The sequence below is a fragment of the Arsenicicoccus sp. UBA2120 genome, from assembly GCF_002330965.1.
In the GTDB taxonomy this organism is placed as follows: domain Bacteria; phylum Actinomycetota; class Actinomycetes; order Actinomycetales; family Dermatophilaceae; genus Arsenicicoccus; species Arsenicicoccus bolidensis.
This window is the reverse complement of record NZ_DCYC01000094.1, coordinates 1-23,476: the sequence shown is the minus strand read 5'-3', so window position 1 is coordinate 23,476 and position 23,476 is coordinate 1. Positions and strand designations below refer to the sequence as shown.

At 72.6% G+C, this 23,476-nt stretch carries 22 protein-coding genes and 2 tRNA genes; 10 read left to right on the top strand and 14 right to left on the bottom strand.

Annotated elements, in window-relative coordinates; translation table 11 throughout:
* The first annotated feature begins 66 nt into the window (after nucleotides 1-66).
* A complete protein-coding gene (gene fabF / locus B2P18_RS16270) occupies nucleotides 67-1,320 on the top strand; it encodes a beta-ketoacyl-ACP synthase II (protein WP_286961593.1) in 1,254 nt (417 codons plus the stop codon).
* A 242-nt stretch (nucleotides 1,321-1,562) separates the two neighbouring features.
* On the opposite strand, the gene B2P18_RS16265 is transcribed toward fabF, so the two are convergent.
* From B2P18_RS16265 to B2P18_RS16255, 3 genes are all read right to left on the bottom strand, one after another.
* Nucleotides 1,563-2,099: a DUF3145 domain-containing protein gene (locus B2P18_RS16265; RefSeq protein WP_029212729.1), complete on the bottom strand. Its 537-nt coding sequence runs from the start codon at nucleotides 2,097-2,099 to the stop codon at nucleotides 1,563-1,565.
* Between the two features lie 152 nt (nucleotides 2,100-2,251).
* Complete coding sequence (locus tag B2P18_RS16260) at nucleotides 2,252-3,811, bottom strand: DUF1501 domain-containing protein (RefSeq protein WP_286961592.1); 1,560 nt, start codon at nucleotides 3,809-3,811, stop codon at nucleotides 2,252-2,254.
* A 12-nt stretch (nucleotides 3,812-3,823) separates the two neighbouring features.
* On the bottom strand, nucleotides 3,824-5,461 hold the full coding sequence (locus tag B2P18_RS16255; protein WP_286961590.1) for a DUF1800 domain-containing protein: 1,638 nt from the start codon (nucleotides 5,459-5,461) through the stop codon (nucleotides 3,824-3,826).
* Between the two features lie 226 nt (nucleotides 5,462-5,687).
* On the opposite strand from B2P18_RS16255, the gene B2P18_RS16250 reads away from it, so the two are divergent.
* A tRNA-Ile gene (locus B2P18_RS16250) sits at nucleotides 5,688-5,761 on the top strand.
* Nucleotides 5,762-6,124: 363 nt separating this feature from the next.
* Entirely contained in the window at nucleotides 6,125-7,183 is a 1,059-nt protein-coding gene (locus B2P18_RS16245; RefSeq protein WP_286961588.1) for a hypothetical protein, read from the top strand.
* Nucleotides 7,184-7,196: 13 nt separating this feature from the next.
* Here the strand turns inward: B2P18_RS16245 and B2P18_RS16240 are convergent, their stop codons facing one another.
* Nucleotides 7,197-8,030, bottom strand: a complete 834-nt coding sequence (locus B2P18_RS16240; RefSeq protein WP_286960466.1) for a DUF1206 domain-containing protein — start codon at nucleotides 8,028-8,030, stop codon at nucleotides 7,197-7,199.
* A 111-nt stretch (nucleotides 8,031-8,141) separates the two neighbouring features.
* Between B2P18_RS16240 and B2P18_RS16235 the strand changes: the two genes are divergently transcribed.
* The gene (locus B2P18_RS16235; protein WP_286961587.1) at nucleotides 8,142-8,972 is read left to right on the top strand and encodes a transporter substrate-binding domain-containing protein; all 831 of its coding nucleotides are present in this window, start codon (nucleotides 8,142-8,144) and stop codon (nucleotides 8,970-8,972) included.
* A 34-nt stretch (nucleotides 8,973-9,006) separates the two neighbouring features.
* Complete coding sequence (locus B2P18_RS16230; RefSeq protein WP_286961586.1) at nucleotides 9,007-9,402, top strand: VOC family protein; 396 nt, start codon at nucleotides 9,007-9,009, stop codon at nucleotides 9,400-9,402.
* 100 nt (nucleotides 9,403-9,502) lie between these two features.
* Here the strand turns inward: B2P18_RS16230 and B2P18_RS16225 are convergent.
* A tRNA-Asn gene (locus B2P18_RS16225) sits at nucleotides 9,503-9,575 on the bottom strand.
* Between the two features lie 137 nt (nucleotides 9,576-9,712).
* On the opposite strand from B2P18_RS16225, the gene B2P18_RS16220 reads away from it, so the two are divergent.
* A complete protein-coding gene (locus B2P18_RS16220; protein ID WP_286961584.1) occupies nucleotides 9,713-10,234 on the top strand; it encodes a DUF1990 family protein in 522 nt (173 codons plus the stop codon).
* Nucleotides 10,235-10,290: 56 nt separating this feature from the next.
* Here the strand turns inward: B2P18_RS16220 and B2P18_RS16215 are convergent, their stop codons facing one another.
* Genes B2P18_RS16215 through B2P18_RS16205 form a run of 3 tightly spaced genes read right to left on the bottom strand, consistent with a single transcriptional unit; the run spans nucleotide 10,291 to nucleotide 14,071 of the window.
* Complete coding sequence (locus B2P18_RS16215; RefSeq protein ID WP_286961583.1) at nucleotides 10,291-10,836, bottom strand: hypothetical protein; 546 nt, start codon at nucleotides 10,834-10,836, stop codon at nucleotides 10,291-10,293.
* A complete protein-coding gene (gene dnaG, locus B2P18_RS16210) occupies nucleotides 10,836-12,749 on the bottom strand; it encodes a DNA primase (RefSeq protein WP_414630889.1) in 1,914 nt (637 codons plus the stop codon). The genes B2P18_RS16215 and dnaG overlap by 1 nt, the downstream gene beginning before the upstream one ends.
* A 56-nt stretch (nucleotides 12,750-12,805) precedes the next feature.
* A complete protein-coding gene (locus tag B2P18_RS16205; RefSeq protein WP_239263670.1) occupies nucleotides 12,806-14,071 on the bottom strand; it encodes a deoxyguanosinetriphosphate triphosphohydrolase in 1,266 nt (421 codons plus the stop codon).
* 91 nt (nucleotides 14,072-14,162) lie between these two features.
* Between B2P18_RS16205 and B2P18_RS16200 the strand changes: the two genes are divergently transcribed.
* Nucleotides 14,163-15,029: a sulfurtransferase gene (locus tag B2P18_RS16200; RefSeq protein WP_286960458.1), complete on the top strand. Its 867-nt coding sequence runs from the start codon at nucleotides 14,163-14,165 to the stop codon at nucleotides 15,027-15,029.
* Between the two features lie 51 nt (nucleotides 15,030-15,080).
* Here the strand turns inward: B2P18_RS16200 and dusB are convergent, their stop codons facing one another.
* The 6 genes from dusB to B2P18_RS16170 all read right to left on the bottom strand — a co-directional run bounded on the left by dusB (nucleotide 15,081) and on the right by B2P18_RS16170 (nucleotide 20,824).
* Nucleotides 15,081-16,268 (bottom strand): tRNA dihydrouridine synthase DusB, encoded by a 1,188-nt coding sequence (gene dusB, locus B2P18_RS16195; protein WP_286961581.1) that lies wholly within the window; start codon nucleotides 16,266-16,268, stop codon nucleotides 15,081-15,083.
* A gap of 251 nt (nucleotides 16,269-16,519) precedes the next feature.
* A complete protein-coding gene (locus tag B2P18_RS16190; RefSeq protein WP_286960454.1) occupies nucleotides 16,520-17,158 on the bottom strand; it encodes a phosphatase PAP2 family protein in 639 nt (212 codons plus the stop codon).
* Nucleotides 17,159-17,168: 10 nt separating this feature from the next.
* Nucleotides 17,169-17,843, bottom strand: coding sequence for a CE1759 family FMN reductase (locus B2P18_RS16185; RefSeq protein WP_239266119.1), 675 nt, complete (start codon nucleotides 17,841-17,843; stop codon nucleotides 17,169-17,171).
* Nucleotides 17,840-18,985 carry an LLM class flavin-dependent oxidoreductase gene (locus tag B2P18_RS16180; RefSeq protein WP_029212421.1) on the bottom strand — a complete coding sequence of 382 codons (1,146 nt, stop codon included), beginning with the start codon at nucleotides 18,983-18,985 and terminating at the stop codon, nucleotides 17,840-17,842. The genes B2P18_RS16185 and B2P18_RS16180 overlap by 4 nt, the downstream gene beginning before the upstream one ends.
* A gap of 138 nt (nucleotides 18,986-19,123) precedes the next feature.
* Nucleotides 19,124-19,384: a DUF2277 family protein gene (locus tag B2P18_RS16175; protein WP_286961579.1), complete on the bottom strand. Its 261-nt coding sequence runs from the start codon at nucleotides 19,382-19,384 to the stop codon at nucleotides 19,124-19,126.
* Between the two features lie 90 nt (nucleotides 19,385-19,474).
* A complete protein-coding gene (locus tag B2P18_RS16170) occupies nucleotides 19,475-20,824 on the bottom strand; it encodes a glycine--tRNA ligase (protein WP_286961598.1) in 1,350 nt (449 codons plus the stop codon).
* 51 nt (nucleotides 20,825-20,875) lie between these two features.
* Here B2P18_RS16170 and B2P18_RS16165 point away from each other — a divergent pair, with 51 nt between their 5' ends.
* From B2P18_RS16165 to B2P18_RS16155, 3 genes are all read left to right on the top strand, one after another.
* Complete coding sequence (locus B2P18_RS16165) at nucleotides 20,876-21,169, top strand: DUF6703 family protein (RefSeq protein ID WP_239266125.1); 294 nt, start codon at nucleotides 20,876-20,878, stop codon at nucleotides 21,167-21,169.
* Between the two features lie 64 nt (nucleotides 21,170-21,233).
* On the top strand, nucleotides 21,234-22,736 hold the full coding sequence (locus tag B2P18_RS16160) for a sodium:solute symporter family transporter (protein ID WP_286961578.1): 1,503 nt from the start codon (nucleotides 21,234-21,236) through the stop codon (nucleotides 22,734-22,736).
* Nucleotides 22,733-23,476, top strand: a 744-nt coding sequence (locus tag B2P18_RS16155) for an aminotransferase class I/II-fold pyridoxal phosphate-dependent enzyme (RefSeq protein WP_286961577.1), incomplete at its 3' end; no start/stop codon positions are given. The genes B2P18_RS16160 and B2P18_RS16155, both read left to right, overlap by 4 nt.

Below are 23,476 nucleotides of genomic sequence, written 5' to 3'. Positions count from 1 at the left end.
GTGGACCGCGGCACTTCGCCCGGTCCGCCCCGTCCGGCCCCACCTCATCCACCAAGGAGCAGCGAGATGACCACCTCGAGCAGCCGCCGCGTCGTCGTCACCGGTCTCGGTGCCACGACGCCCGTCGGCGGTAACGTCCAGGACAGCTGGGACGCCATCCTTGCGGGCCGATCCGGCGCCCGCCCCATGCCGTACGACTGGGTCGCGCAGCACCAGCTGCCGGTCACCTTCGCCGCGACCCTGGCCGTCCCGACCGCCGACGTCCTGAGCAAGGTCGAGGTCCGTCGCAACGACCCCAGCACCCAGGCCGCCCTCGTGGCCGCCCGCGAGGCCTGGGCCGACGCCGGCGCCCCCGAGGTCGAGCCCGAGCGGCTCGCGGTGTGCCTCGGCACCGGGATCGGCGGGGTGCAGACCCTGCTGGACCAGTGGGACGTGCTGCGCGAGAAGGGCCCGCGCCGGGTCTTCCCCCTCGCTGTGCCCATGCTGATGGCCAACGGCCCCGCGGCCGCCGTCTCGCTCGAGCTGACCGCACGCGCCGGCGCCCACACGCCGGTGAGCGCGTGCGCGTCCGGCGCGGAGGGCATCGCCCAGGCCCTCGCCCTGATCCGCAGCGGCAAGGCCGACGTCGTCGTCGCCGGTGGCACCGAGGCCGCCATCCACCCGCTGCCCGTCGCCGGATTCGCCGCCATGCAGGCCCTGTCGACCCGCAACGACGAGCCCGAGCGCGCCTCCCGTCCCTACGACAAGGACCGGGACGGCTTCGTGCTGGGCGAGGGCGCGGCCCTGCTCGTGCTGGAGTCCGAGGAGCACGCCACGGCGCGCGGCGCCCGCATCTACGGCGAGATCGCCGGTGCCGGCGCGTCGGCGGACGCCTACCACATCACCGCCGGCGAGCCCGAGGGTCGTGGCGCGGCCCGGGCCATGCTGGAGGCCATCGAGGACGCCGGCCTGACCACGACCGACATCTGCCACGTCAACGCGCACGCCACCTCCACCCCGGTCGGGGACGTCGCCGAGACCAGGGCCATCCACCGGGCGTTCGGGGACCACACCTCCCAGATCGCCGTCACGGCCACCAAGTCGATGACCGGTCACCTCCTCGGAGCGGCCGGCGCCCTCGAGACCGTCCTGACGCTGCTGGCGCTGCGTGACCGCACGATCCCGGCGACGATCAACCTCGAGTCCAAGGACCCCGAGATCGAGCTGGACGTCGTCACCGGCGAGGCGCGAGCCCTGCCCGAGGGCGACCTCGCGGCGCTCAACAACTCGTTCGGGTTCGGTGGCGCCAACGTCGCGCTGGTGGTCAAGAGCGTCGGCTGACCACCGGCCGGCCCAGTCGCAGCACCCTCGTCGGCATCAATGTCGATCGGCGGTATGACGACGTCGGTCATCGGTCCGACGGCCGATCCTCGGTCCGACGGTGTCGATCGCCGGTATGACGGTGTCGATCGCCGGTATGACGGCGAAGGGCCCGACCGCTCCCACCACGGGAGAGGTCGGGCCCTTCGTCATACGGCCTCCGGCACCCGGACGCGCACACCGCCCGGGTGCCGGGGCGCGACTCAGCCGACCTTGTGCAGCCAGCGGACCGGCGCACCGTCGCCGGCCTCGCGGTAGGCCTCGAGCTCGGCGTCCCACGGGGCGCCCAAGATCTGGTCGACGACCTCCCCGAGCACCCGCGGATCACCCTGGGCCTGCGCGATCGCGTGCCGCAGCCGGTCCTCGTTGACGACGGCGTCACCGCTCGCCGAGATCCAGGTGTGGTGCAGGCCGAGGTCGGGGGTGTGCGACCAGCGCGAGCCGTCGCACCCGGGGCTCGGGTCCTCGGTGACCTCGTAGCGCAGGGAGTCCCAGCCGCGCAGCGCGCTGGCGAGGGCGGCGCCCGTGCCAGCGGGCCCGACCCAGTTGACCTCGGTGCGCATCAGGCGCGCGTCAGCGGGCTGGCTCGTCCAGTCGAGGGTCACGGCGGCGCCGAGCACCCCTTCGAGCGCCCAGGCCACGTGCGGGCACAGGGCGGTAGAGGCGCTGTGGACGAACACCACGCCTCGCGTCGTCGGGGTGGCGTCGCCACCCCTGTGCAGATCGGCTGCAACGGACATCCTGACCTCCTGTGTGCGAGGGACGTCTTCCCCAACGACCTCGGGACCCAGGAGAGCTTTGGTCACGCTGCGTCGTCAATCATGCCCCATCATGGCTGGTCGCGCCAGGCCTTCCGGGTGAACGACACACCGCCGCGCGACCAGGGCCGCCCTCAGACCACGCCGAGCGGGGTGGTCCGAGGGGTGAACCCGGGAAAGATGGTGCCGAGGGAGCCGCCGTTGAGCAGGCGGGCCCTGATGATCTCGCTGAGCACCTGGCGGTAGTCCGTGGTGATCGGCACGTCACCCTCCACGAGGTTGGCGGTCGTGAGCGTGGGCATCGTGCCGTAGACCTTCTTGCCGTTCACTCCCCCGCCGGCCACGAACATCACGTTGCCGTGCCCGTGGTCCAGGCCCTGGTCTCCGTTCTCCTGGACGCGGCGGCCGAACTCGCTCATCGTGACGACGGTGGTGCGCTGCCAGAGGTCGCCGAGGTCGGCCCGCAGCGCGGCGATCCCCGCCGACAGGTCGGCGGCCCGACGCCACATCCAACCGTTCGTGTCCTGCGCCAGGCCGAGGTTGCGGTGCATGTCCCAGTCGTCGTTGTCGATGCAGGCGACCTCGAGCCCCCGGCCCGCCTTGGCGATCTGCGCGATGTCGCGCATGCCCTTGCCGAAGGTCGTGTCGGGGTAGGCAGCGCCGTTCGCCGGGACGTACTTCCCCGCGGCGGCGATGGCACGCTGGTCCGCGAGCCGGGCGACGGCGTCCAGGGTCGAGCGCGCGGTGAGCGCCGCGCCGCCGCCGGCGCGCGCGTACATCTGGTCGATGATCGTCGTGATGCGCTCGCGCGTGGTGCCGTCCGTGGTGTAGGTCGGCTGCAGCCCGAAGCTCGCCAGCTCGGCGACGGCGGGGGTCTCCATGCTGGGGGAGCTGAGCGAGAGGGCGACCTGCGACCCCCGGGTGATGGCCCGGACGGTCCCGGTCGTCGGACCGCTCGTGGTCAGGTGCCGGGCCAGCCACCCGGAGCGCATGTTGGCGGGGGCCGCCCACTCCATGGCGTTCATGTCCTCGAAGTGCGAGCGTCGCACCGCCGGGTTGCCCGCGCCGAGCACCACCGCGAGGTCTCCCGCGTCGTACAACGCCTTGAGGCCCTTCATCGCGGGGTTGAGGCCCACCTTGCCGTCCAGCGGCAGGGCCTGGGAGGAGGTCACCCGGATGGTCGGGCGGGCCGCGAGGTAGGCGCTGTCCTGGAGGGGTGGGACGAGCGAGAGTCCGTCGGCCCCGCCACGGACGAAGATGACGACGAGCAGGTCGCGCTGGGTCGCCGTCTCCGCGAACGCGTAGCGCGGCACGGCGGACTCCGCCAGCAGCGCCCCGAAGCCGAGCGCCGCGCCCTGCAGGACGGTGCGACGCCGCAGCGGGCCGCGCCAGCCGGCGGCCTCGGCCACCTCGTGCGGGCAGGCGGGCGGTCGGACGTGCTCGACGTATGACGCCGCGTCGGTGGGCGACATGACGCGCGGCCCGTCGTCGGTGCGCACGACGAGGTGGTTGCGGGACTCGTCGTGGTGGTGCATCGGCGTGACGAGGTCGTCGTGGACGAGGGGCGCGTAGGGGTCGGGGGCGCCCGGCGCCGTGGCGCGCGGACCGGAGCTCCGGCGACGGCCGCCGGGGCCGCTGGGGCTGCTGGGGCCGCTGGGGCTGCTGGGGCTGCTGGGCGTGCTGGGGGTGGTCACGATGATCTCCGATCAGCGCAGGAAGGAGTAGGGGCTGGCCAGGATCAGGCGCACGGCCTCGCGCAGCCAGCCGCGTGCCTGGTAGTCGGTGAGGACGTCCGACGCCGTGGCCGGCCGCTCCCCGTAGCTGCACAGCCAGGACGCGATGGGGGCGATGTCCTGCTCGCGCCAGACGTAGCCGGTCAGGGCGAAGGTGATCCGCCGAGCCGTCGCGAGGACGCGGTCGCCGGCCTTGACGCCGAGGGCGGTGTGCCAGTGCGGCAGGCCCTGGCCGGGGTCCTGGTCCGCCTCGTCCGGGTAGGTCGGCCCGTCACCCCAGCCCCAGGCCAGGGCGTGCATGACGTTCCACGACGAGAGCGTCGCGATGGTGCTGCGCCAGGCGTCGGCGTCGTCCGGGTAGCCGTCGACCCGAGGCCAGTCCCGGGGCGCGTGGCCGCACTGGTAGAGGAACCAGAAGTAGTTGCTCATCGCCCACGGGTTGGTGGTGATGGGTTGTGCGAAGGCGTAGCCCGTGGGCTTGGACGCGCGGACGCCCTTGGCGGCCAGCTCGGCCGGCCGGGACCACTTGTTGCCGACCGAGGCCCAGAACTCCGGGTGGTCGAACAGCCTCCGCAGCACCGGCACGATCGCTGTGTCCGACGCCAGGTAGGTCGCGGCCAGGGTCTGCACGAGGGCCTCGCTGGGCGTGTCCGAGACGAACCGCGTGGCGATGACGCGCGCCAGGCGGCGCGCGGTCGCCGGGTGCCGCGCCAGGTAGTCGGTGTAGGCCCGCAGCGCCGCCGGCCCGCCCGCGGACGTGGCGTTGGCGTGGCTGAAGCCCATGATCCTGATCGGCCCCACGTGGTGGGCCCAGTCGGCATACGCGTAGGCGCGGGTGTTCCAGTCGACCGAGTGCCCGGTCAGCAGGAGCGCGGACTGCAGGACGTCGGTCTCGGTGTAGCTCCCGACCCCGACGCTGTAGAGCTCGAGGATCTCGCGGCCGAGGTTCTCGTTGGGGTTGTCCCGGGAGTTGGCGTCGTTGTCGAGGTTGTGCAGGATCGCCGGGTGGGTGACCGCGGCGTGCAGGAGGTCGGCATACCGCCCGAAAGCGTGGCGACGCAGGACCTTCCAGTCGTACTCGAGCGTGAAGCTGTCGGCCTTGCTGCGGTAGGGGACGTAGAGCAGGTCGCCCCACATCGTCACCACGTTCTCCCAGAGCACACGGTTGGTGAACAGCGGCCGGGCGGCGTTCGCGTGGGCCATGACCGGGCTCCCGCGGAAGCTGCCGCCGGTCAGGTCCTGCACCTGCTTGTTGGTCAGGTTCAGCCAGGGGAAGCACCGTTGGACGATGCCGTCCCACGTCGGGTCGGGGATCGAGGCCGGGTCGAGCTGCTGCGCGATCCACGCCCGGGTGCCCATCCGCTCGATGTCGGCGACCATGGCCGCCGTGGGTGCCTGGGCGGCTCGGCGAGCCAGGTGCCAGGCGGGGGTGGTGCGCAGCGGGAGGTTCGGCGCGTGGACGGACGTCGCGACGGGCGGCACGGCGTGGACGAGTCGCGGGTCCGGCGCCACGACCTTGGGCGTGGGTGTGGGACGGGGCGCCGGCCGAGGAGGGGGCGTGGGGCCGATCGTGCGCGTGAGAAGCCTGGTGATGAGGGGGGAGGCAGGCATGCGGGCACCTTCATGAGCTAGGGGGCTCATACACTCTGTGACATCACATGACGTGAAGTGACCATCTACCACCCATTGAGAGCAACCATCTCCAGAAAGTCGCTCACTCAGCGTAGCGATACCGAGGTGACGAGTTAGAACGAACCACGTCGGGTACCGGCCGGTATGTCGCCGCTCGGGGTGGGTCGCTGACGGTAGGGTGACAGGGTTCGCCCCCGCGGACCCAGGGCCGGTAGCTCAGTCGGTCAGAGCAGCGGACTCATAATCCGTCGGTCGTCGGTTCAAGCCCGACCCGGCCTACCTGATGCACGGCACGACGAGGTGTCTCACTGTGCCCGTCATACCCCCGTTGGGTGGGTGGTTGACGAGTTGTCCAGCCCTCGTCCCGATCCTCGTGCACGACCGTGTCGTGGGGCTGGGCCTCCCGCGGCGTCGGCCCCCCCTAAGTCGTGACCGACCGGTCAACGGCGGTCTGGCCTCAGCGCAGAATCCCTACCCGTACGGACGTCTCGCCGCTGTCGGTTCGCTCTGACCGACGTCGGCCCTCCTCGGCCACCCTGTCGCGTCCTCACCTGCCGATCAGCCGGCTGTGCCAGGCTTGCAGACGATCCCCACGTGGCCCCACCCCGGTGGCGGCCCGTCGCCTCGAGAGTCGGGAGTCGTATGCCGCCGCGCGCCGCCCTCGTCGTCGGTCTGGCCACGGCCGCGCTGCTCGCCGCCTGCTCGGGCACCCCGACGCCTGGCGAGTCCGAGACGGCGAGCGCCACCGCGAGCCCGGCGGCGCGTCGACCTCCGGTCCCCCACCGGGTCTTCGCCCCCTCCTCGTTCTGGTACTCCCGCCTCCCGGCCTCCACCCCCACGGACCCCCGCAGCAGCGCCATCGTCCGCGACCTGCGCGCCGCAGCCGTCGAGCACGGCCGGCCAGGACTGCCGAACGTCACGCTCAACACGCACGACTACACCCCGCCGCTGGTCACCACGACCCCGTCCGACCCCGTCCACGACGTCCGCGCCGCGCCCGGGTGCCGGTTGCATCCTCGCGTCGCCGAGTCGCTGCGCGGTCTGCGCATCCCCGACGACCTGCGCCCGGCCGGTGGCAGCGACCACGAGGCGGCGCTGCACGATCCCGCCACGGACCGCTACACCGACCTGTGGCGGTTGACCCGCGGCGCGGACGGGTCGTGGACCGCGTGCGGGGGCGGGTCGATCCAGGCCGCCTCGCGCAGCGACGGCGTCTTCCCCTTCCCCATCGGCACGACCGCCACCGGCCTGCCCTTCGCGGGCGGGATCATCCGCGCCGACGAGCTGCGCCGCGGGCGGATCGACCACGTCGTCGGAGTGGCCGTCCCGTATGCCGCCGCCGCCCCCGCCCACTCCTGGCCCGCGGTGCGGTCGGACGGGCGCAACCCGCGCGGCCAGGTGGTGCTGCGCCAGGGCCAACGGCTGCGCCTGCCCGCCGACCTCGACGTGGACTCCCTCGGGCTCACGCCGACCGCCCGCACCATCGCCCGCGCGGCCCAGGAGTACGGCCTGATCGTGTGGGACACGAGCGGTGCCGTGAGCTTCCGCGCGGAGAACGCCTCGGCGTTCTCGGGCGACCCCTACCCGGGGCTCCTGCGGGTCGGCAGCGGGTGGGAGGCGCTCAACGGGAGCGGCGACGGCCGGCACCAGCCGTTCCCGCTCGACCGCCTGGAGGTGCTGCCCGTGGACTACGGCCGTTGAGGCCGCGCCCCCGTCATACGTCCGCGTGCCGCGCCCTGAAGAACGAGTAGACCCCGAAGGACGCGAATCCCAGAGCCATGAACGCGACGACCACCCGACCGTAGGGTTGGTCGAGCAGGAAGCGCAGCGCACCGTCGAGGCCGTTGGTCCGCGACGACGAGTTCGCCATCGCCGCCGCGACGAACAGTCCGCCGACGACCGCCAGCGCGATCCCGCGCGTCGGGTAGCCGAGCATCCCGGCGTAGACCGCGACCGGACCGGGGTCCTCCTCGAGGTCGTGCAGGAACGTGCGCCGCAGCCCCTTGACCACGTGGTAGATGCCGACGCCGATGATCCCCAGGCCGACCGCGGCGACGAGCAGGCGTCCGGCCGGCGCCCCGAGCAGGTTCGTGGTGAAGCCCTGCACCTGCCGCTTGCCCGAGGACCCGGTGCCGCGGGCGAACCCGAAGGCCGACCAGGCGAGGATCGCGTAGACCACGGCCTTGGCGCCGTCCTTGAGCCGGGACTGCCAGCTGTCGCCGCCGAGCCCCGGGACGATCACCTCGGTCAGCTGCCACAGCGCGAGGCCGAGGAAGCCCGCGACGCCCAGCCACAGCGCCACCCGGCCGAGGGTGTGCTGCGACAGGGCTGCCAGGGCGCCCGACTGGTCGGCGTCACCCGTGGCGTGGAGCATCGCGAGCTGCAGGCAGATCCAGGCGATCAGCAGGTGGAGCAGGCCGTTGACCGCGTAGCCGGTCCGGACGGCCGCCCTGGTGGCGGGGTGATCGCCGGCCTTCTCCGCGACGTCCTCGATCCGGTCGCCCACGTCGCCGCCGGAGGCCGACCCGCTGTGCCTGTGCTCGCTCATGAGCACATGATGCCCGTCCGGGGGTGCCGGCGTGGTCGGTTCCGGCCTGCCGTGCGGGGTTCGTGCGCGAGGGCCGATAGGTTGGCCTCGATCACCGAGGAGAGGACCGCGATGCCCCGCACGTCACGACCGCGTCTTCGACGCACCGCGGGACTGGCCGTGGCCACGGTGGCTGCCCTGGCCACCGCGGCGTGCGGCAGCGATTCCCTGGTCGTGGGGGTCTCCTTCGACCGCCCCGGGCTCGGTCTGCGGGTGCTGCGGGACCAGTCGGGCTTCGAGAGCGAGCTGGCCCGCGACCTGGGCGCCCGGCTCGGCTACCCCGGCAAGAAGGACCTCACGCTCAGCAACGTCCCGGAGCCACGCGCGACCCCGACCAAGGGTGCGGTCCCCTACGACCTGCTCGTCGCGGCCTACGCGACCGGGTCCACTCCCCCCACGGGCGTCCACCTCGTCGGGCCCTACCTGCGCGGCGGTCAGGACATCGCCGTCCGCGCGGGTGAGCGCAATGAGGTCACCCCCCGGTCCCTAGTGGGCCGCCGGGTCTGCCTCGTGGACGGCACCCACCTGGCCCGCGCTGCGGCCTCGACCTTCCCCGGTGCCCGGCTGGCCTATCGACGCACCCTGTCGACCTGCCTCACCGAGCTGCGCCAGGGCACCGTGGACGCGGTCAGCGACGAGGGCCTGGCGCTGCGGGGCTACGCCTCAGAAGCGCCGTTCAAGGGCACGATCCGCGTGGTCGGGGCCGAGATGGGCACGATCGACTACTACCTGCGCGTCAATGACGAGGACGCCGAGCTGTGCGGACGGGTCAAGACCGCTCTCGAGGAGTCGATCAAGGACGGATCGTGGTCCAGGCTGTATGCCGACCAGCTCGTGAAGACAGGTGTCGTCGCGGACGTTCCCGCGCCACCCTCACCCGTCACGGGCTGCTCCGGGGCCTGACGGCACCTCGATGGGGGCTCCCTAGCATGGCGGGGTGACCCTGGAGCTGTTCTCCCTCGTCGTCGACGACTACGACGAGGCCATCGCGTTCTTCACCGGCACGCTGGGCTTCGACCTGGTGGAGGATCGTCCTGCCATCACCACCGACGGTCGCTCGAAGCGCTGGGTCGTCGTGCGTCCCCGCGACGGAGGGGCCGGTCTGGTGCTGGCTCGCGCCGACGGTCCGCAGCAGGCCTCGGCCATCGGTCGGCAGTTCGCCGGCCGGGTCGGCCTGTTCCTGCGGGTCCGGGACCTCGACGGCGTCCTGCGTGCTGTCGGACAGGCCGGGTGCGAGCTCGTCCGGCCACCCCGCGTGGAGCCGTACGGCCGCGTCGCTGTCGTCCGGGACCCCTGGGGGAACCTCTGGGATCTGCTCGGCGACACCGACTGATCCAACCCCCCGCGGCAGCTGCTCCGGCTGCGGTGCACGGTCGTGGTGCACGAAATACACTCAAACGACGAAACCCCTTGCAGGACAAGGGGTTCCATTGCTCCCCCGATTGGACTCGAACCAATAACCTGCCGGTTAACAGCCGGCTGCTCTGCCAATTGAGCTACAGGGGACCGCACCGCGTGCGGCGCGAGAGAGACTTTAGCAGCAACTCTGCGCGCGACCGAATCCGCCTGGCACCCGTGCGTCGTCATGGCTTCACCGGGCGGGCACCCGGTCTTGGGCTAGCCGCAAGGGACAGGAGACCGGCATGGACGGGTGGGATCGGGTCGACGAGCGCGTGCTCCTCGGCGTGGGGCGCGAGGTGTTCGAGCGGGCCTCGGCCGGCCTGATGTCGTGGGGCATGCACCGGGGCGCCGGCCTGGCGGTGGACTCCCCTGACGACGTCGTCCGCACGGACACCCGGGCGGTCCTGCGCCTGGGCGTCGGCAGGATGTCGCTGAGGGCCCCGGTCGTGGTCACGCGCGTATGGCGCGGCCCGACGCGCACGGGGTTCACCTATGACGCCCTGCCGGGCCACCCGGAGATGGGCACCGAGACCTTCCTGGTCGAGCTCGAGGGCAACGACGCAGGCAGTGCCGGCGGTGGCGCGGCCGGGCACGTCGAGGGGCGTCCGGCGGACGGCGAGCCGCGGGTGTGGCTCACGATCACGGCCCGGTCCCGACCCGCGACGTGGTGGTCCCGCGCCGGCGGTCCGGTCACGCGGCTCGTGCAGCGCGGCATCACCCGGCGCTACGTCGCTGCCATGCGCCGGATCGCGCGCGGCGCCTGAGCGCGACGGCCGACGCTCGGCCTCGGCCCCAGCCCTCACTCCTCCGGCGGCAGCCCTCACTCCTCCGGCGGCAGCCCCACGGCGTCGCGCAGCTCCGCGGTGGCGGCCGCCACGGCGCGCTGCACGACATGATCGCCAGCCGGGACGCCCTGGCCGTAGAGCGTCTGCACCAGCACCTCACGGGTCGCCAGCTCCTGCCGGACGACCACCCGCACGCTCCCCCGCCCGTGGGCGACCTTGACGTCGTGATGGGTGATGACGCTGGCCTGGACCCGCTCCCGCAGGGCCGCGAGGGCGGTGGGGTCGGGCTGCGGCAGCACGAACCGCCAGGGCTCGGGCCCGTCGACCCACGTGACCGTGAGCGCCTCGTCCTCGCGGGACCAGGAGCCCCGGTCCACGAGGTGCCAGGGGCGGGCCACCGGTGTCCCGGCGTCCGGGAGCAGCACCAGCTGGTGCTGGGTGATGACGAGGCGCAGCTCGGACGAGGGCGACTCCAGCACGGCGAGCACCCGGTCCCGCCTGGTGAGGCCGAGCCGGTCGAGGTCGGTGCGCGACAGCGTCGGCTTGGGGTGCTGCGTGGCGCGCCTGGGCCAGGACACCATCAGGACATCTCCGATCGGAGGACGGCGAGCTCGCGCTGGAGCCCTTGGATGCGGATGCCGAGGGCGCGGGACTCCCCGGGCTGGGCGGGGTCCATGCGCTGCAGCGCGCTGATCGCGTCGGCGATGCGCCGGCGGAGCGTCACCTCGCGCACCCGACGGATCAGCTCGTCGGTGTAGCGCCGGCTGGGGATGCCGGTGGACGCGTCGAGCCGGGTGGGCACGGGCGCGACGGCGAGCTCGTGCAGCAGCGGCCGGACCTCCTCGTCGGCGTGCTCGGTGACGGCGGTCGTCCAGGCCTGCCCGGACACGGCGACGGCGGTCGACAGTCCCCCTGCCTCGTGCACCGCCTGCAGCACGAGCTGGTAGGCGGGTGCGACCATCGCCTCGGGCGCGAGGCCGTCGACCTCCTCGGGGTCGAACAACGAGGGGTACTGCAGCAGGCACTGCAGGAGCTGGTGCTCGGCGAAGACGACGGGGTCGCGCAGGTCCGGCCTCGGCAGGGCCGTGCTGCGGGGGTCTTGCGTCGCCTCGGGGGCCTGGGCGTGCGCGGGTGGGGAGACCGGCACCCGGGTGGCGGCCTGCCCTGCGGTGGTGACCTCGTGGGCGACCTGCTCCACCGTCACACCGAGCCAGCCCGCGACGGTCCGGATGTACTCCGGGCGCAGGCCCTGGTCGCGGATCCCGGCGATGATCGGCGCGACCGACCGGATCGCCATGACCCGGCCCTCGGCCGTCTCCAGGTCGAACCGGCCGATGGTGGTGCGGACGGCGAACTCGAACATCGGGACGGCGTCCTCGACGAGGTGCCGCACGGCGTCGTCGCCGCCGGACTGCCGCAGCTCGTTGGGGTCCTGCCCGGCGTCCGCGACCGCCACGAAGCTCTGCGACGCCCACCGCTGGTCCTCCGCGAAGGCCCGCATGGCGGCCTTCTGCCCGGCGGCGTCACCGTCGAAGGTGAAGATGACCTTGGCCGGCGACTGTCCCGCCTCGTCGCGCAGGATCCGCCGCAGCGTCTTGATGTGGTCGACGCCGAAGGACGTGCCGCAGGTCGCGACCGCCTGCTCGACCCCGGCGAGGTGGCAGGCCATCACGTCGGTGTAGCCCTCGACGATCACCGCCTGCCGGTCCCGGGCCATGGCGCGCTTGGCCAGGTCCAGGCCGTAGAGCACGGAGGTCTTCTTGTAGATCGGCGTCTCGGACGTGTTGAGGTACTTGGCCTCGATCCGGTCGTCGTCGAAGATGCGCCGCGCGCCGAAGCCGACGGTGTCGCCGGTGACGTCGCGGATCGGCCACACCACGCGACCCCGGAACCGGTCGTAGGGCCCGCGCCGCCCCTGGGCCGACAGGCCCGACGTGACGATCTCGTCGTCCGTGAAGCCCTTGGAGCGCAGGTGGTCGGTGATCAGCTCGCCACCTCGCGGCGCGTAGCCGACGCCGAACACAGCGCAGTCCTTGCCGCTGAAACCCTTGCCGCGCAGGAAGTCTCGCCCTGCGCGCGCCTCGGGCATGGCCAGCAGCGCCTCGGCGTAGAACTCCGACGCGACGCGGTGGGCCTCGACCAGGCGCTGCCGCTTGCCGGCGGGCTCGCGCTGCGGCGCATCGCCGTCCTCGTAGCGCAGCTCCACGCCGGACCTCGCCGCCAGCCGCTCGACCGCCTCGACGAAGCTGAGGTGGTCGACCTCCTGCACGAAGCGGATGACGTCGCCACCCTCGCCGCAGCCGAAGCAGTGGTAGGCCCCGACGGCCGGACGCACGGTGAACGACGGCGTCTTCTCGTCGTGGAAGGGGCACAACCCCTTGAGGCTGCCCGGCCCGGCGCTGCGGAGGGTGACGTGCTCGCGGACGACGTCCTCGATCGAGGTGCGCTCCTTGACCTGCGCGATGTCCTCGGGCTTGATCAGCGCCACCTGCACCTCCCCGTCGTCGTCGGGTCGAGTCTAGGCCGTATGCCGGAGCGCACGAGGCACCCTCACCCGCGCCAGGCCTGGTGCAGGGCGAGGGCACGGGCGTCGGTGAGGCTGGCGACCTGGTCCACCACGACCCGCAGCCGCTCCCCGTCGGTCTCGGCGGCCCGGTGGTCCGCGAGCAGCTCGCGGTCGAGCCGGGCCTCGGGGTCCGCGAGGAAGCCCTCGACCAGCCCCGCGACGACGATGCGCTCCTGCACCATGAGGTCCACGCGCTCGCGGGTCTGCATGACGTAGTGCGCCGCGATGGCCTTGAGGACGGCGACCTCGGCGCGCACGTCCTCGGGCACGACCAGGTTCGCGGCATACCGGGTGAGCGGACCGTGACCGTAGCGCTCCCGCGTCGCGCGCTCGGCAGCCCCGGCGAACCGCCCCACCAGGCGGGAGGTCAGGTCCTTGAGCCGCGCGAGGTCACGGCGTGACCCGCCGTCGAAGGTCACCGGCACCAGGTGGGGCACGACCAGGCGCCAGTAGGCCTCCTCCAGCGACCCGATCTCGACGTCGCGGGCGTAGCGGTCCCGGGCGATCGGCAGGACGTGCTCCACCGCCGCCCCGCGGTGGAGCTCGCGCACGTCGAGGCCCCCGGAGGCGATGGCGTCCTCGACGTCGTGCACGGAGTAGGCGACGTCGTCCGACCAGTCCATCGTCTGCGCCTCGATGCACCGATGGCTCGTCGGCGACCCTTCGCGCACCCAGTCGAAGGCCTCGAGGTCGTCGTCGTAGACCCCGAACTTGCGGGTCACGGTCGGTCCCTGGCCACGTCCCCAGGGGTACTTGCACGAGGCGTCCAGGCTGGCCCGCGTCAGGTTGAGCCCCGCCGAGCGGTCGGTGCCGGGGTGGAACCGCTTGGCCTCCAGTCGCACCAGGAGCCTGAAGGTCTGGGCGTTTCCCTCGAATCCCCCGATGTCCTGGGCGATCTCGTCGAGCGCCTGCTCGCCGTTGTGGCCGAACGGCGGATGGCCCAGGTCGTGGGCCAGGCATGCGGTGTCGACCACGTCGGCGTTGCACCCCAGCGCGCCGCCGAGCTCGCGCCCGATCTGGGCGACCTCGAGGGAGTGGGTCAGCCGGTTGCGGACGAAGTCGCTCGACCCCGGACGCACGACCTGCGTCTTGGCCGACAACCGCCGCAGCGACGCTGAGTGCACCAGCCGGGCCCGGTCCCGGGCGAAGTCGTCCCGGTCCCCCGACTTCTGCGCCGGGTCCTCGCCCACCCAGCGATCACGGTCGGCCGCGGCATACCCCTCGTAGGCCGGATGTCCCTGCTGCGTCATCTCGATCAACCCCTCCTCACCTCTGAGCCAGCACTCTAGGGCGCCCCACCGACAGACCCCTCCACGCGGCCCGAGGCCTAGGCTTGGCGCCATGACCACGACGCCGTTGTCCCGTCTGCCCCTGATCTCGGTCCACGAGCTCGGCGAGGCGTTGCGTGCCCCCGTCGAGCATCGGCCCGTCGTCCTGGACGTCCGCTATGCCATGGGTCGATCCGACGGGCGCGAGCAGCACGCCGCCGGCCACGTGCCGGGGGCGGCCTACGTGGACCTGGACACCGTCCTGGCCGACATCCGCCCGGACGGCGCCGGTGGCCGGCACCCGCTCCCCCGGCCCGAGCAGCTGCAGGCCGGGCTGCGTGCCGCCGGTGTGCGCAGGGACCGCCCGGTCGTGGTCTACGACGACTGGCGCTCGATCGCCGCGTCCCGGGCCTGGTGGCTCCTGCGGCACGCCGGCCACGCCGAGGTCAGCGTCCTCGACGGAGGCTGGGGCGCGTGGCAGGCCGCGGACCTGCCCGTGGAGACCGGCGAGGTCACGCCCGAGCCAGGCGACGTCGAGGTGGGGCCCGGTGCCCTGACCGTGCTGGACGCGGACCAGGCGCTGCGCTACGCCGAGAGCAGCACGCTGCTCGACGCCCGGCCGGCCAACCGGTTCAAGGGCGAGGACGAGACCGTCGACCCCGTCGCCGGGCACGTCCCCGGTGCCGTCTCCCTGCCCGCGCTCGAGCTGGTCGATGACGAGGGGCGCTTCCTGCCGCGCGACGAGCTGCTCGCCAGGTTCCACCGGCGCGACGTCCACGACGGCAGCACCGTCGGCGTCTACTGCGGGTCCGGGGTGCAGGCCTGCCACGTCGCCCTGGCCGCGGCGGCGGTCGGCATCAGCGACGACCTGGCCGTCTATGCGGGGTCGTGGAGCGACTACATCGCCGACCCGAGCCGGCCGGTCGAGACCGGCGCCTGAGCGGTCCAGGCCGTATGCCGCAGCCCCCGCCCCCGCCCCCGCCCCCGATGATCAGCCGCCGCTGACGCTCAGCTCGGCCTCGGCGATGAGCCGCTGCTGGCGCTCGTCGATCTGCGGCGAGTCCAGCCACCCGTCGGGCAGGGCCACGGCCTTGGGCGACCCCGCCCGCCCCCGTGGTCCCTCGGCGGCCTCGTCCGGCCAGGGCACCGACGGGTCCAGCGTCAAGATCAGCTCGTCCAGCGCGGCCAGGGAGTCCACCAGGGCCAGGCGGTTGCGGACCTCGTGGCCGGCGGGAAATCCCTTGAGGTACCACGCGATGTGCTTGCGGATGTCGCGGCAGGCCTTGCCCTCGTCCTCGTAGAAGTCGGCGAGGTAGGCCGCGTGCCGGCGCATGGTGTCCCCCACCTCGCCGAGGTTCGGCCGCGCGCGATAGGTCACGCCGGCGAAGGCTGCCGCGAGGTCCGCGAACAGCCACGGCCGCCCCAGGCAGCCGCGCCCCACCACGACCCCGTCGCACCCCGTCTCGCGCACCATCCGCACCGCGTCCTCGGCGGACCAGATGTCGCCGTTACCGAGCACGGGGATCGTCGTCACGGCCTCCTTGAGCCGGGCGATCGTGGACCAGTCCGCCTGCCCCGAGTAGTGCTGGTTGGCGGTGCGGCCGTGCAGCGCGACGGCGGAGGCACCCTCCTGCTCGGCGATCCGGCCGGCCTCCAGATAGGTGACGTGGTCGGCGTCGATCCCCACCCGCATCTTGACCGTCACGGGGATGTCGTACGGTGCGGCCTCGCGCACGGCGGCCCGGACGATGGCGCGGAACCACTCCGCCTTCCACGGCAGCGCCGAGCCGCCGCCCTTGCGCGTGACCTTGGGCACGGGGCAGCCGAAGTTCATGTCGATGTGGTCGGCGCGGTCCTCGGTCGCGATGATGCGGGCGGCCTGGCCGACGGTGACCGGGTCGACGCCATACAGCTGGATCCCCCGGGGAGACTCGTCCTCGTCCATCTCGATGAGCTTCATCGTCAAGGGGACGCGCTCGACCAGGGCGCGCGTGGTGATCATCTCGGAGACGAAGAGCTGCTTGGCGCCGGGCGTGCCCGCCGCCGCAAGCCCGGCGGCCCCGTGCTCGCGGCACAGGCGGCGGAAGGCACGGTTGGTGATGCCGGCCATGGGGGCGAGCACGACGGGCGACTCATAGGTGTGGCGGCCGATGACGAGGGGCGGGAGGACAGCAGTCATATCCCGTCGATTGTCTCAGGCCGCGCCGGGTGCCGTTGTCGGGTGCCAACACGGGACGGTATGCCGAGCGCCCGCCGCATCACCCCCACCAGCCCCGCCGCCCCATCGTTGAGAGGCGACAGATGGGGGTCAACCGACCTCCATAACCCCCATCTGTCGCCTCTCAACGAGCAGACGACTCACGCCCGTCGGCCCACGCGCCTCGGGCGGCGACCTCCTGTCTGGACAGCCGGGCAGTGGCCCGGAGAGGGCTACAGCGTCGGTATGCCGAGGGCCCGCCGCACGGCGCCCGCCGTCCACGCGCCCAGCAGCGACCCCACGACGACGTCCGAGGGGTGGTGCATCCCGCGATAGACGCGAGACGCGGCGACGCTCACCGGGACACCCCACCGGATGGCCCGCGCGAGACCGCGCGAGCCGGGCACGTCCCGGCGGGCGATGGCGTGCGCGACGGTGAGGCTCATCGCGGTCGTGGCGCCGGTGTGCCCCGAGGGGAAGCTCGAGGTGTGGGCGGGCTTGTCGAGCCAGGGCACGTCGGGACGCTCGCGCCCGACCACCCGAGCGGCGCTCATGAAGCACACCGTCTCGATCGTGATGGCGGCGAGCGGCGCGACGGTCTCGCGCACGCTGCGGGTCTCGCGCCACAGCCACCCGCCGTACACCAGCGACATGACGATGGTGGCGGGCGTGTCGGCATACGTGGACGGCACCCAGGTGAGGGCGTTGCCGAGGGGAGTGCGGTGACGCACGCACCAGCGGTTGAGCTCGTCCTCGGCCGGCCAGCCCTGCAGCGGCCCCTCGATGACGCGCCCGAGGGCGGCGATGCCGACGCTGATCGCCGCCCCCGGCAGCACGACGTGACGCAACCAGGGGGCGAGGGGGTGAGCCATGGGCCGAACCCTAGCCCGTGTGCCCCGCCAGCAGCTGCTCGAAGGGGGTCACCGGCGCGAGCCCGACGCCGGAGGAGCGGGCGGCACGGTCCGACCGGTCCCGGTCGGCCGAGCCCTCGGCGAACCCCGCCACGGCCCCGGTCTCGGCCACGACCAGCGCGGCCAGCTCGGACGCCGCGCGGCGCACCCGGGAGGCCAGCCCCGACCCGGCCTCGGCGCCGCCGAAGTCCTCGGTCGCGGCGAAGACCCCGGTGGGCACGACGACGGCGCGCAGGTAGGTCAGCAGCGGCCGCATCGCGAAGTCCAGGACCAGCGAGTGGCGGGCGGTGCCGGCGGTGGCCGCGACGATCACGGGCATCCCGGTCAGCGAGTCCGGCGACAGGGCGTCGACGAACAGCTTGAACAGGCCGGCATAGCTCCCGTTGAACACCGGGGTCACGAGCACGAGGCCGTCGGCCGACGAGACGAGCTCGCGCGCCTCGTCCATCCGCGGCGTGGCCAGGCCCGAGGTCATCAGCTGCGCCAGGTCGGTCGCGAGCTCGCGCACCTCGATCACCTCGACGGAGGCGGCCTCCCCGCGCGCCGTCACCTGGGCGGTGACGGCGGCGGTGAGCTGGTCGGTGAGCAGGCGGGTGGACGAGGGCTGCGAGAGCCCGGCGGTGACGGCGACGATGCGGCGCGTCATACGGTCTCCTCCGTGGTGGCCGCCGACGCGAGGGAGGCGGTCGGCGTGACGAGGTGGTGCGGTGACTCGGGGCCGGCGGCCACGAGCGAGGCGTGGGTGGGCGGGTCGCTCGGAACGTGGGCCGGACGACGACGCTCGAACTCGGTGCGCAGGGTCGGGACGACCTCGCGGCCGAGGATCTCGATCTGCTCGAGCACCACGTCGAGGGGCAGGCCGGCGTGGTCCATGAGGAACAGCTGGCGCTGGTAGTCACCGGCGTAGTCCGCCGAGGCGAGGGTCCGCTCGATGACCATCTCGGGCGTGCCGACGGTCAGCGGGGTCGCGGTGGTGAACTCCTCCAGCGACGGGCCGTGGCCGTAGACGGGGGCGACGTCGAAGTAGGGGCGGAAGCGACGCTTGGCCTCCGCCTCGGTCTCGGCCATGAAGGCCTGACCGCCGAGCCCGACGATCGCCTGGTCCGCGGACCCGTGGCCGTAGTGCTCGAACCGCTGGCGGTAGAGCGAGACCATCTGCCGGGTGTGCTCCGGGCCCCAGAAGATGTGGTTGTGGAAGAAGCCGTCGCCGTAGTAGGCCGCCTGCTCGGCGATCTCGGCGCTGCGGATCGAGCCGTGCCACACGAACGGTGGGGTGCCGTCCAGGGGCGCGGGGGTCGAGGTGTAGCCGTGCAGCGGGGTGCGGAACCGACCCTCCCAGTCGACGACGGACTCGCGCCACAGCCGCCGCAGGAGGTGGTAGTTCTCGACCGCGAGCGGGATGCCCTGGCGGATGTCCTTGCCGAACCACGGGTAGACGGGGCCGGTGTTGCCGCGGCCCATCATCAGGTCGACCCGACCGCCCGACAGGTGCTGCAGCATCGCGTAGTCCTCCGCGATCTTGACCGGGTCGTTGGTCGTGATCAGGGTGGTCGCGGTGCTCAGCAGCAGACGCTCGGTCTTGGCGGCGAGGTAGCCCAGGTGGGTGGTCGGGGAGGACGGCACGAACGGCGGGTTGTGGTGCTCGCCGGTCGCGAAGACGTCCAGGCCGACCTCCTCGGCCTTGAGGGCGATCTGCGTCATGGCCGTGATGCGCTCGTGCTCGGTCGGGGTGCGACCGGTGGTCGGGTCCGTGGTGACGTCGCCGACCGAGAAGATGCCGAACTGCATGGGGTCCTCCTCCACGCTGTTGGTTGAATGTTCAACCACTCTAACAGGCGACCCCGGGGATCCATTCCCGTATGACGGGAAGGCCCGCCCGACGTGATCGTCGAGCGGGCCTGCTGCTCCGTGGTGGCGGTGGTGCGGTCAGCCGGCGGCGTCGAACGACTGACGCTCGTCGCGACGGGTGCGGGAGCGCTCGACCTCGGCCGCCGACGCCATGCCGTCGATGAGCTTCTGGGTGGCGACGGCCACCTGGAGGACGGTCTCCTCGAAGACCTCGCGATGCTCCGGCCGCGGGCGGGCGGAGCCGGTGACGACGCGGACGTACTGCAGGGCAGCGGCGCGCGCCTCGGCCGACGTGGAGCTCATCTCCGCGTCGTGCAGTGCTCGTAGCTGTCGGGCCATGGATCAACGATGGCACAGCTGCCCGGGTCAGGTGGTGAATACGGACGAATTAGCCGATATGGCCAGTTTCAACGACATCGGACGAGGGCCTCAGCAGCCGACGAGGCGCTCGGCCAGGTAGCCCTCGAGCGCGTCCAGACCCACGCGCTCCTGCCGCATCGTGTCGCGGTCCCGGACCGTCACGGACCGGTCGCCGATCGTGTGGAAGTCCACGGTGACGCAGTAGGGGGTGCCGATCTCGTCCTGGCGGCGGTAGCGCCGCCCGATGGCCTGCGCGTCGTCGGTCTCGACCATCCAGTGGCGCCGGAGCCGGTCGGCGAGGTCCGCGGCGAGCGGCGAGAGGTCCGCGTGGCGCGACAGCGGCAGGACGGCGACCTTGACCGGCGCCAGCAGGGGGTGCAGCCGCAGCACGACCCGCTGCTCGACCCCGCCCTTGGTGGTCGGTGCCTCGTCCTCGGCGTAGGCGTCGACGAGGAAGGCCATGAACGCGCGGGTCAGGCCGGCGACCGGCTCGACCACGTGCGGGATGTAGCGCTCACCGGTCCGCTGGTCGTAGTAGCGCAGGTCCGCGCCCGACGCGTGCGAGTGCCGGGCGAGGTCGTCGTCGGACCGGTCCGCGATCCGCTCGAGCTCGCCCCACTCGGCCTCGGGGTCGCCGTAGTGGTACTCCAGGGTCGTGCCCCGCGTGGCGAAGTGGGCGAGGTCGTCCGCGGGCCGCTCGGTGCGGCGCAGGCGGGCCGGGTCCACCCCGAGGCCGACGTACCACTCGCGCCGCTGCTCCACCCAGTAGTCGTGCCACCCGGCCGCCGCGCCCGGCTCCACGAAGTAGGCCAGCTCCAGCCGCTCGAACTCGTGCGTGCGGAACGGGAACGCCCCGGGCGACAGCTCGTTGCGGAAGGCCTTGCCCGCCTGGGCGATCCCGAACGGCAGCCGACGCCGGGAGGTGGTCACGACGTTGGCGAAGTTGAGGAAGGCGCCCTGCGCCAGCTCCGGCCGCAGGTAGTGCGCCTCTCCCCCGGCCGCACCGGCCCCGAGCCGGGTCGACACCAGCCGCGTCACCGGGGACGCCTCGACCCACGAGCCCATGGCGCCGCAGGCGCGGCACGGGATCGCGTCCAGGCGCAGCCCCTCCTCGCCGGCCGCCTGGCGCAGCTCCGGCACCGCCGCCACGTCGTGGCAGCGCTCGCACTCCAGCACCGGTGCCGTGTAGGCGTCCACGTGCCCGGAGGCGCGCCATACGGCCGCGGGCAGCACGACCGAGGAGTCCAGCCCCACGACGTCCTCGCGCAGCTGCACCATCGCCCGCCACCACTGACGCTGGATCGCCTCCTTGAGGGCGACCCCGAGGGGGCCGTAGTCCCAGGCGCCGGTCCCGCCGTAGATCTCGCCGGAGGGGTAGGCGAAGCCCCGGCGCTTGCACAGCGACAGGACGTCGTCGATGGTCGAGCGATGCTGGGGCGTGGACCGAAATCTAGTCGGTAGGGTGGTGCGGTGCCTGAGACCACCCCCCTGCGCCAGTCCGTCGAACGCGCCAGCACCCCCGCCGCCGCCGCCCTGTCGCGGCTCCCCGGCTGGGCCACCACCGTGGTCTGGGTCGCGCTGCTGGTGATCGCCGCGATCGTCGGCGGGCCGGTCGGCTGGGTGCTGCTCGGCCTCGCCGTGGCCTTCGTCGCCTGGCTCCTCTACCTCGCGTGGCCCTACGCCTCGACCAACGCCAAGCTGATCCGCATCGCGGCCGCCCTGCTCGGGGTCGCGATCGTCCTGGTGCGTCTCCTGCCCCGCTGATCGAGGTGCATGGTCTGTCGGGATAACGTATGACGATCCAACCGGCCTCCCGAAGGACGTCATCGTGGCACTGCACCCCTTGGACCTCGCCGTCATCGGCGCCTACTTCCTGGCCATGATCGGGATCGGCTTCTGGTCGATGCGAATGGCGCGCACCCGCGAGGACTACCTCGTGGCCGGGCGCCGGCTGCAGTTCCCGATGTTCTTCGCGTGCATGGCGGCGATGGCGGTCGGCGGCGCGGTCACCGTCGGCGGCACGGGCAAGGGCTACCAGGACGGCATCGCCGGGCTGTGGGTCGGTGGCTCGCTCGGGATGGGCCTGATCCTGCTGGGCATGCTCGTCAGCTCCAAGCTCAACCGGCTGCGGGCGCTGTCGATCAACGAGGTCATCGAGCGCAACTACGGCGCCACGGCCCGCGTGTTCGGCGCCGTCCTCACCATCATCTACACCGTCGCGCTGTCGGTGGTGCAGGTCGTCGCGATGGGGTCGATCCTCGCGGGCATCCTCGGCATCGACACCCGCCTGGCCATGGTCTACGCCGGCCTCGTGCTCGTCTTCTACACCTTCCTCGGCGGCATGTGGTCGGTGACGCTGACCGACATCGTGCAGTTCGTCATCAAGACCCTCGGCATCCTGCTGCTCGCCCCGATCTTCATCCTGGCGGACGACCGTGTCGGGGGCCTCGGCGGCCTGATCGACAAGGTCCCCGCCTCGCACTGGGACCTCGGCGGCTACGGCCGCATGGGCACGCTCTACTGGATCCTGCTCTACGTCCCCGGCCTGGTGATCGGCCAGGACATCTGGCAGCGCGTCTTCACCGCCAAGAGCTCACGGGTCGCCCAGACGGGCACCCTGGCCGCCGGCATCTACTCGATCGTCTACGCCCTCGCGGCCGTCCTGCTCGGCATGGCCGTCCTCGCCGCCGGCATCAAGGTCGACAAGCCGGGCCTGGTCTTCGAGGTCGGCGTCGTGAGCTTCCTGCCGATGGGGATCGCCGGCCTGCTGCTCGCCGCCGCCATGGCCGCCGCGATGTCCGTGGCGTCGGGCACGATCCTCGCGGCCTCGACCGTCGTCTACAACGACCTCTACCTGCGCTTCGTGCGCGGGCAGAAGCACGCCGAGATCGACGAGGCCCGCACCGACGCCGAGGGTCACGTGCACACCGCCACGGACGTCTGGATCAACCGCGGGATCGCCCTCGCGCTGGGCGTGGTCATCATCGCCCTGTCGGTCGTGATCGAGGACATCTTCAAGGCGCTCGACCTGTCCTACGCCTTCCTGTCCGGGTGCGTGTTCGTGCCGGTCTTCGCGGCGTTCGTCCTCAAGCGGGTGAGCCCGCGCGCCGGCCTGGTCAGCCTCGCCCTCAGCTTCCTGGGCGTCGCGTCGACCATGGTCTACGGCCGGGTGAGCGGGGCGGCCGACTACTCCATCGGCGGCAACTACCCGATCATGATCGGCATGGCCCTCGGCCTCGTGTCCTACGTCGTCGTCCACCTGGTCGACCACGACAAGATCGCCCCCAACGTCGACCCCGACCTCGCCGACATCGAGGAGCTGCCCGTATGACGCCCGCTCCCTCGCAGACCCCGGCCCCGCGAGGCGGCGGGGGACGGCATACGGCCGATGGCTCCGCCGACCCCGACCGGCTCGTGAGCTCGCGCTATCGCGGGGCGCCGTCCACGCCGATGAGCTCGGCCGTGGACCTGGCGAGCCGCCACCCGGACTCGATCTCGTTCGCGCTCGGCGACCCCGACCTGACCACCGACGCCGGCGTGATCGACGCGGCCGCCGCCGACGCCAAGGCCGGGCACACGCACTACACCGACACCTACGGCGACCCGGAGCTGCGACGGGCGATCCTCGACTTCTACGCCGAGGAGTACTCCCACGAGCGGCCGCTCAGCGACCTGCTGGTCACCACCAGCGCCTGCCACGGCATGTGGCTCGCCCTCGAGTCCGTCCTCGACGACGGCGACGAGGTGATCATCCACGAGCCCTACTTCACGCCCTACCCGCACCAGATCCGGCTCGCGCGAGGCGTGCCCGTGGCCCTTGCGACCTACGAGCACGAGGAGTGGCAGGTCTCGCCGGAGCGCCTCGAGGCCCTGATCACCGACCGGACGCGCGCGCTCGTCCTCAACTCGCCGACCAACCCGACCGGTGCCTGCTTCTCCCGCGAGACGCTCGACGCGATCGCCGAGATCGCCTGCCGCCACGACCTTCTCGTGATCGCGGACGACATCTACCCGCTGTACTCCTACGACGAGCCCCACCTCCCGATCGTCACGCTGCCGGGCATGGCCGAG

What these genes read in the sequence shown, in the direction of transcription:
- fabF (WP_286961593.1), top strand. Translation starts at nt 67, where the DNA reads ATGACCACCTCGAGCAGCCGCCGCGTCGTCGTCACCGGTCTCGGTGCC.
- B2P18_RS16265 (WP_029212729.1), bottom strand. Translation starts at nt 2,099, where the DNA reads ATGTCCGTTGCAGCCGATCTGCACAGGGGTGGCGACGCCACCCCGACG.
- B2P18_RS16255 (WP_286961590.1), bottom strand. Translation starts at nt 5,461, where the DNA reads ATGCCTGCCTCCCCCCTCATCACCAGGCTTCTCACGCGCACGATCGGC.
- B2P18_RS16245 (WP_286961588.1), top strand. Translation starts at nt 6,125, where the DNA reads ATGCCGCCGCGCGCCGCCCTCGTCGTCGGTCTGGCCACGGCCGCGCTG.
- B2P18_RS16240 (WP_286960466.1), bottom strand. Translation starts at nt 8,030, where the DNA reads ATGAGCGAGCACAGGCACAGCGGGTCGGCCTCCGGCGGCGACGTGGGC.
- B2P18_RS16235 (WP_286961587.1), top strand. Translation starts at nt 8,142, where the DNA reads ATGCCCCGCACGTCACGACCGCGTCTTCGACGCACCGCGGGACTGGCC.
- B2P18_RS16220 (WP_286961584.1), top strand. Translation starts at nt 9,713, where the DNA reads ATGGACGGGTGGGATCGGGTCGACGAGCGCGTGCTCCTCGGCGTGGGG.
- B2P18_RS16215 (WP_286961583.1), bottom strand. Translation starts at nt 10,836, where the DNA reads ATGGTGTCCTGGCCCAGGCGCGCCACGCAGCACCCCAAGCCGACGCTG.
- B2P18_RS16205 (WP_239263670.1), bottom strand. Translation starts at nt 14,071, where the DNA reads ATGACGCAGCAGGGACATCCGGCCTACGAGGGGTATGCCGCGGCCGAC.
- B2P18_RS16200 (WP_286960458.1), top strand. Translation starts at nt 14,163, where the DNA reads ATGACCACGACGCCGTTGTCCCGTCTGCCCCTGATCTCGGTCCACGAG.
- dusB (WP_286961581.1), bottom strand. Translation starts at nt 16,268, where the DNA reads ATGACTGCTGTCCTCCCGCCCCTCGTCATCGGCCGCCACACCTATGAG.
- B2P18_RS16190 (WP_286960454.1), bottom strand. Translation starts at nt 17,158, where the DNA reads ATGGCTCACCCCCTCGCCCCCTGGTTGCGTCACGTCGTGCTGCCGGGG.
- B2P18_RS16185 (WP_239266119.1), bottom strand. Translation starts at nt 17,843, where the DNA reads ATGACGCGCCGCATCGTCGCCGTCACCGCCGGGCTCTCGCAGCCCTCG.
- B2P18_RS16180 (WP_029212421.1), bottom strand. Translation starts at nt 18,985, where the DNA reads ATGCAGTTCGGCATCTTCTCGGTCGGCGACGTCACCACGGACCCGACC.
- B2P18_RS16175 (WP_286961579.1), bottom strand. Translation starts at nt 19,384, where the DNA reads ATGGCCCGACAGCTACGAGCACTGCACGACGCGGAGATGAGCTCCACG.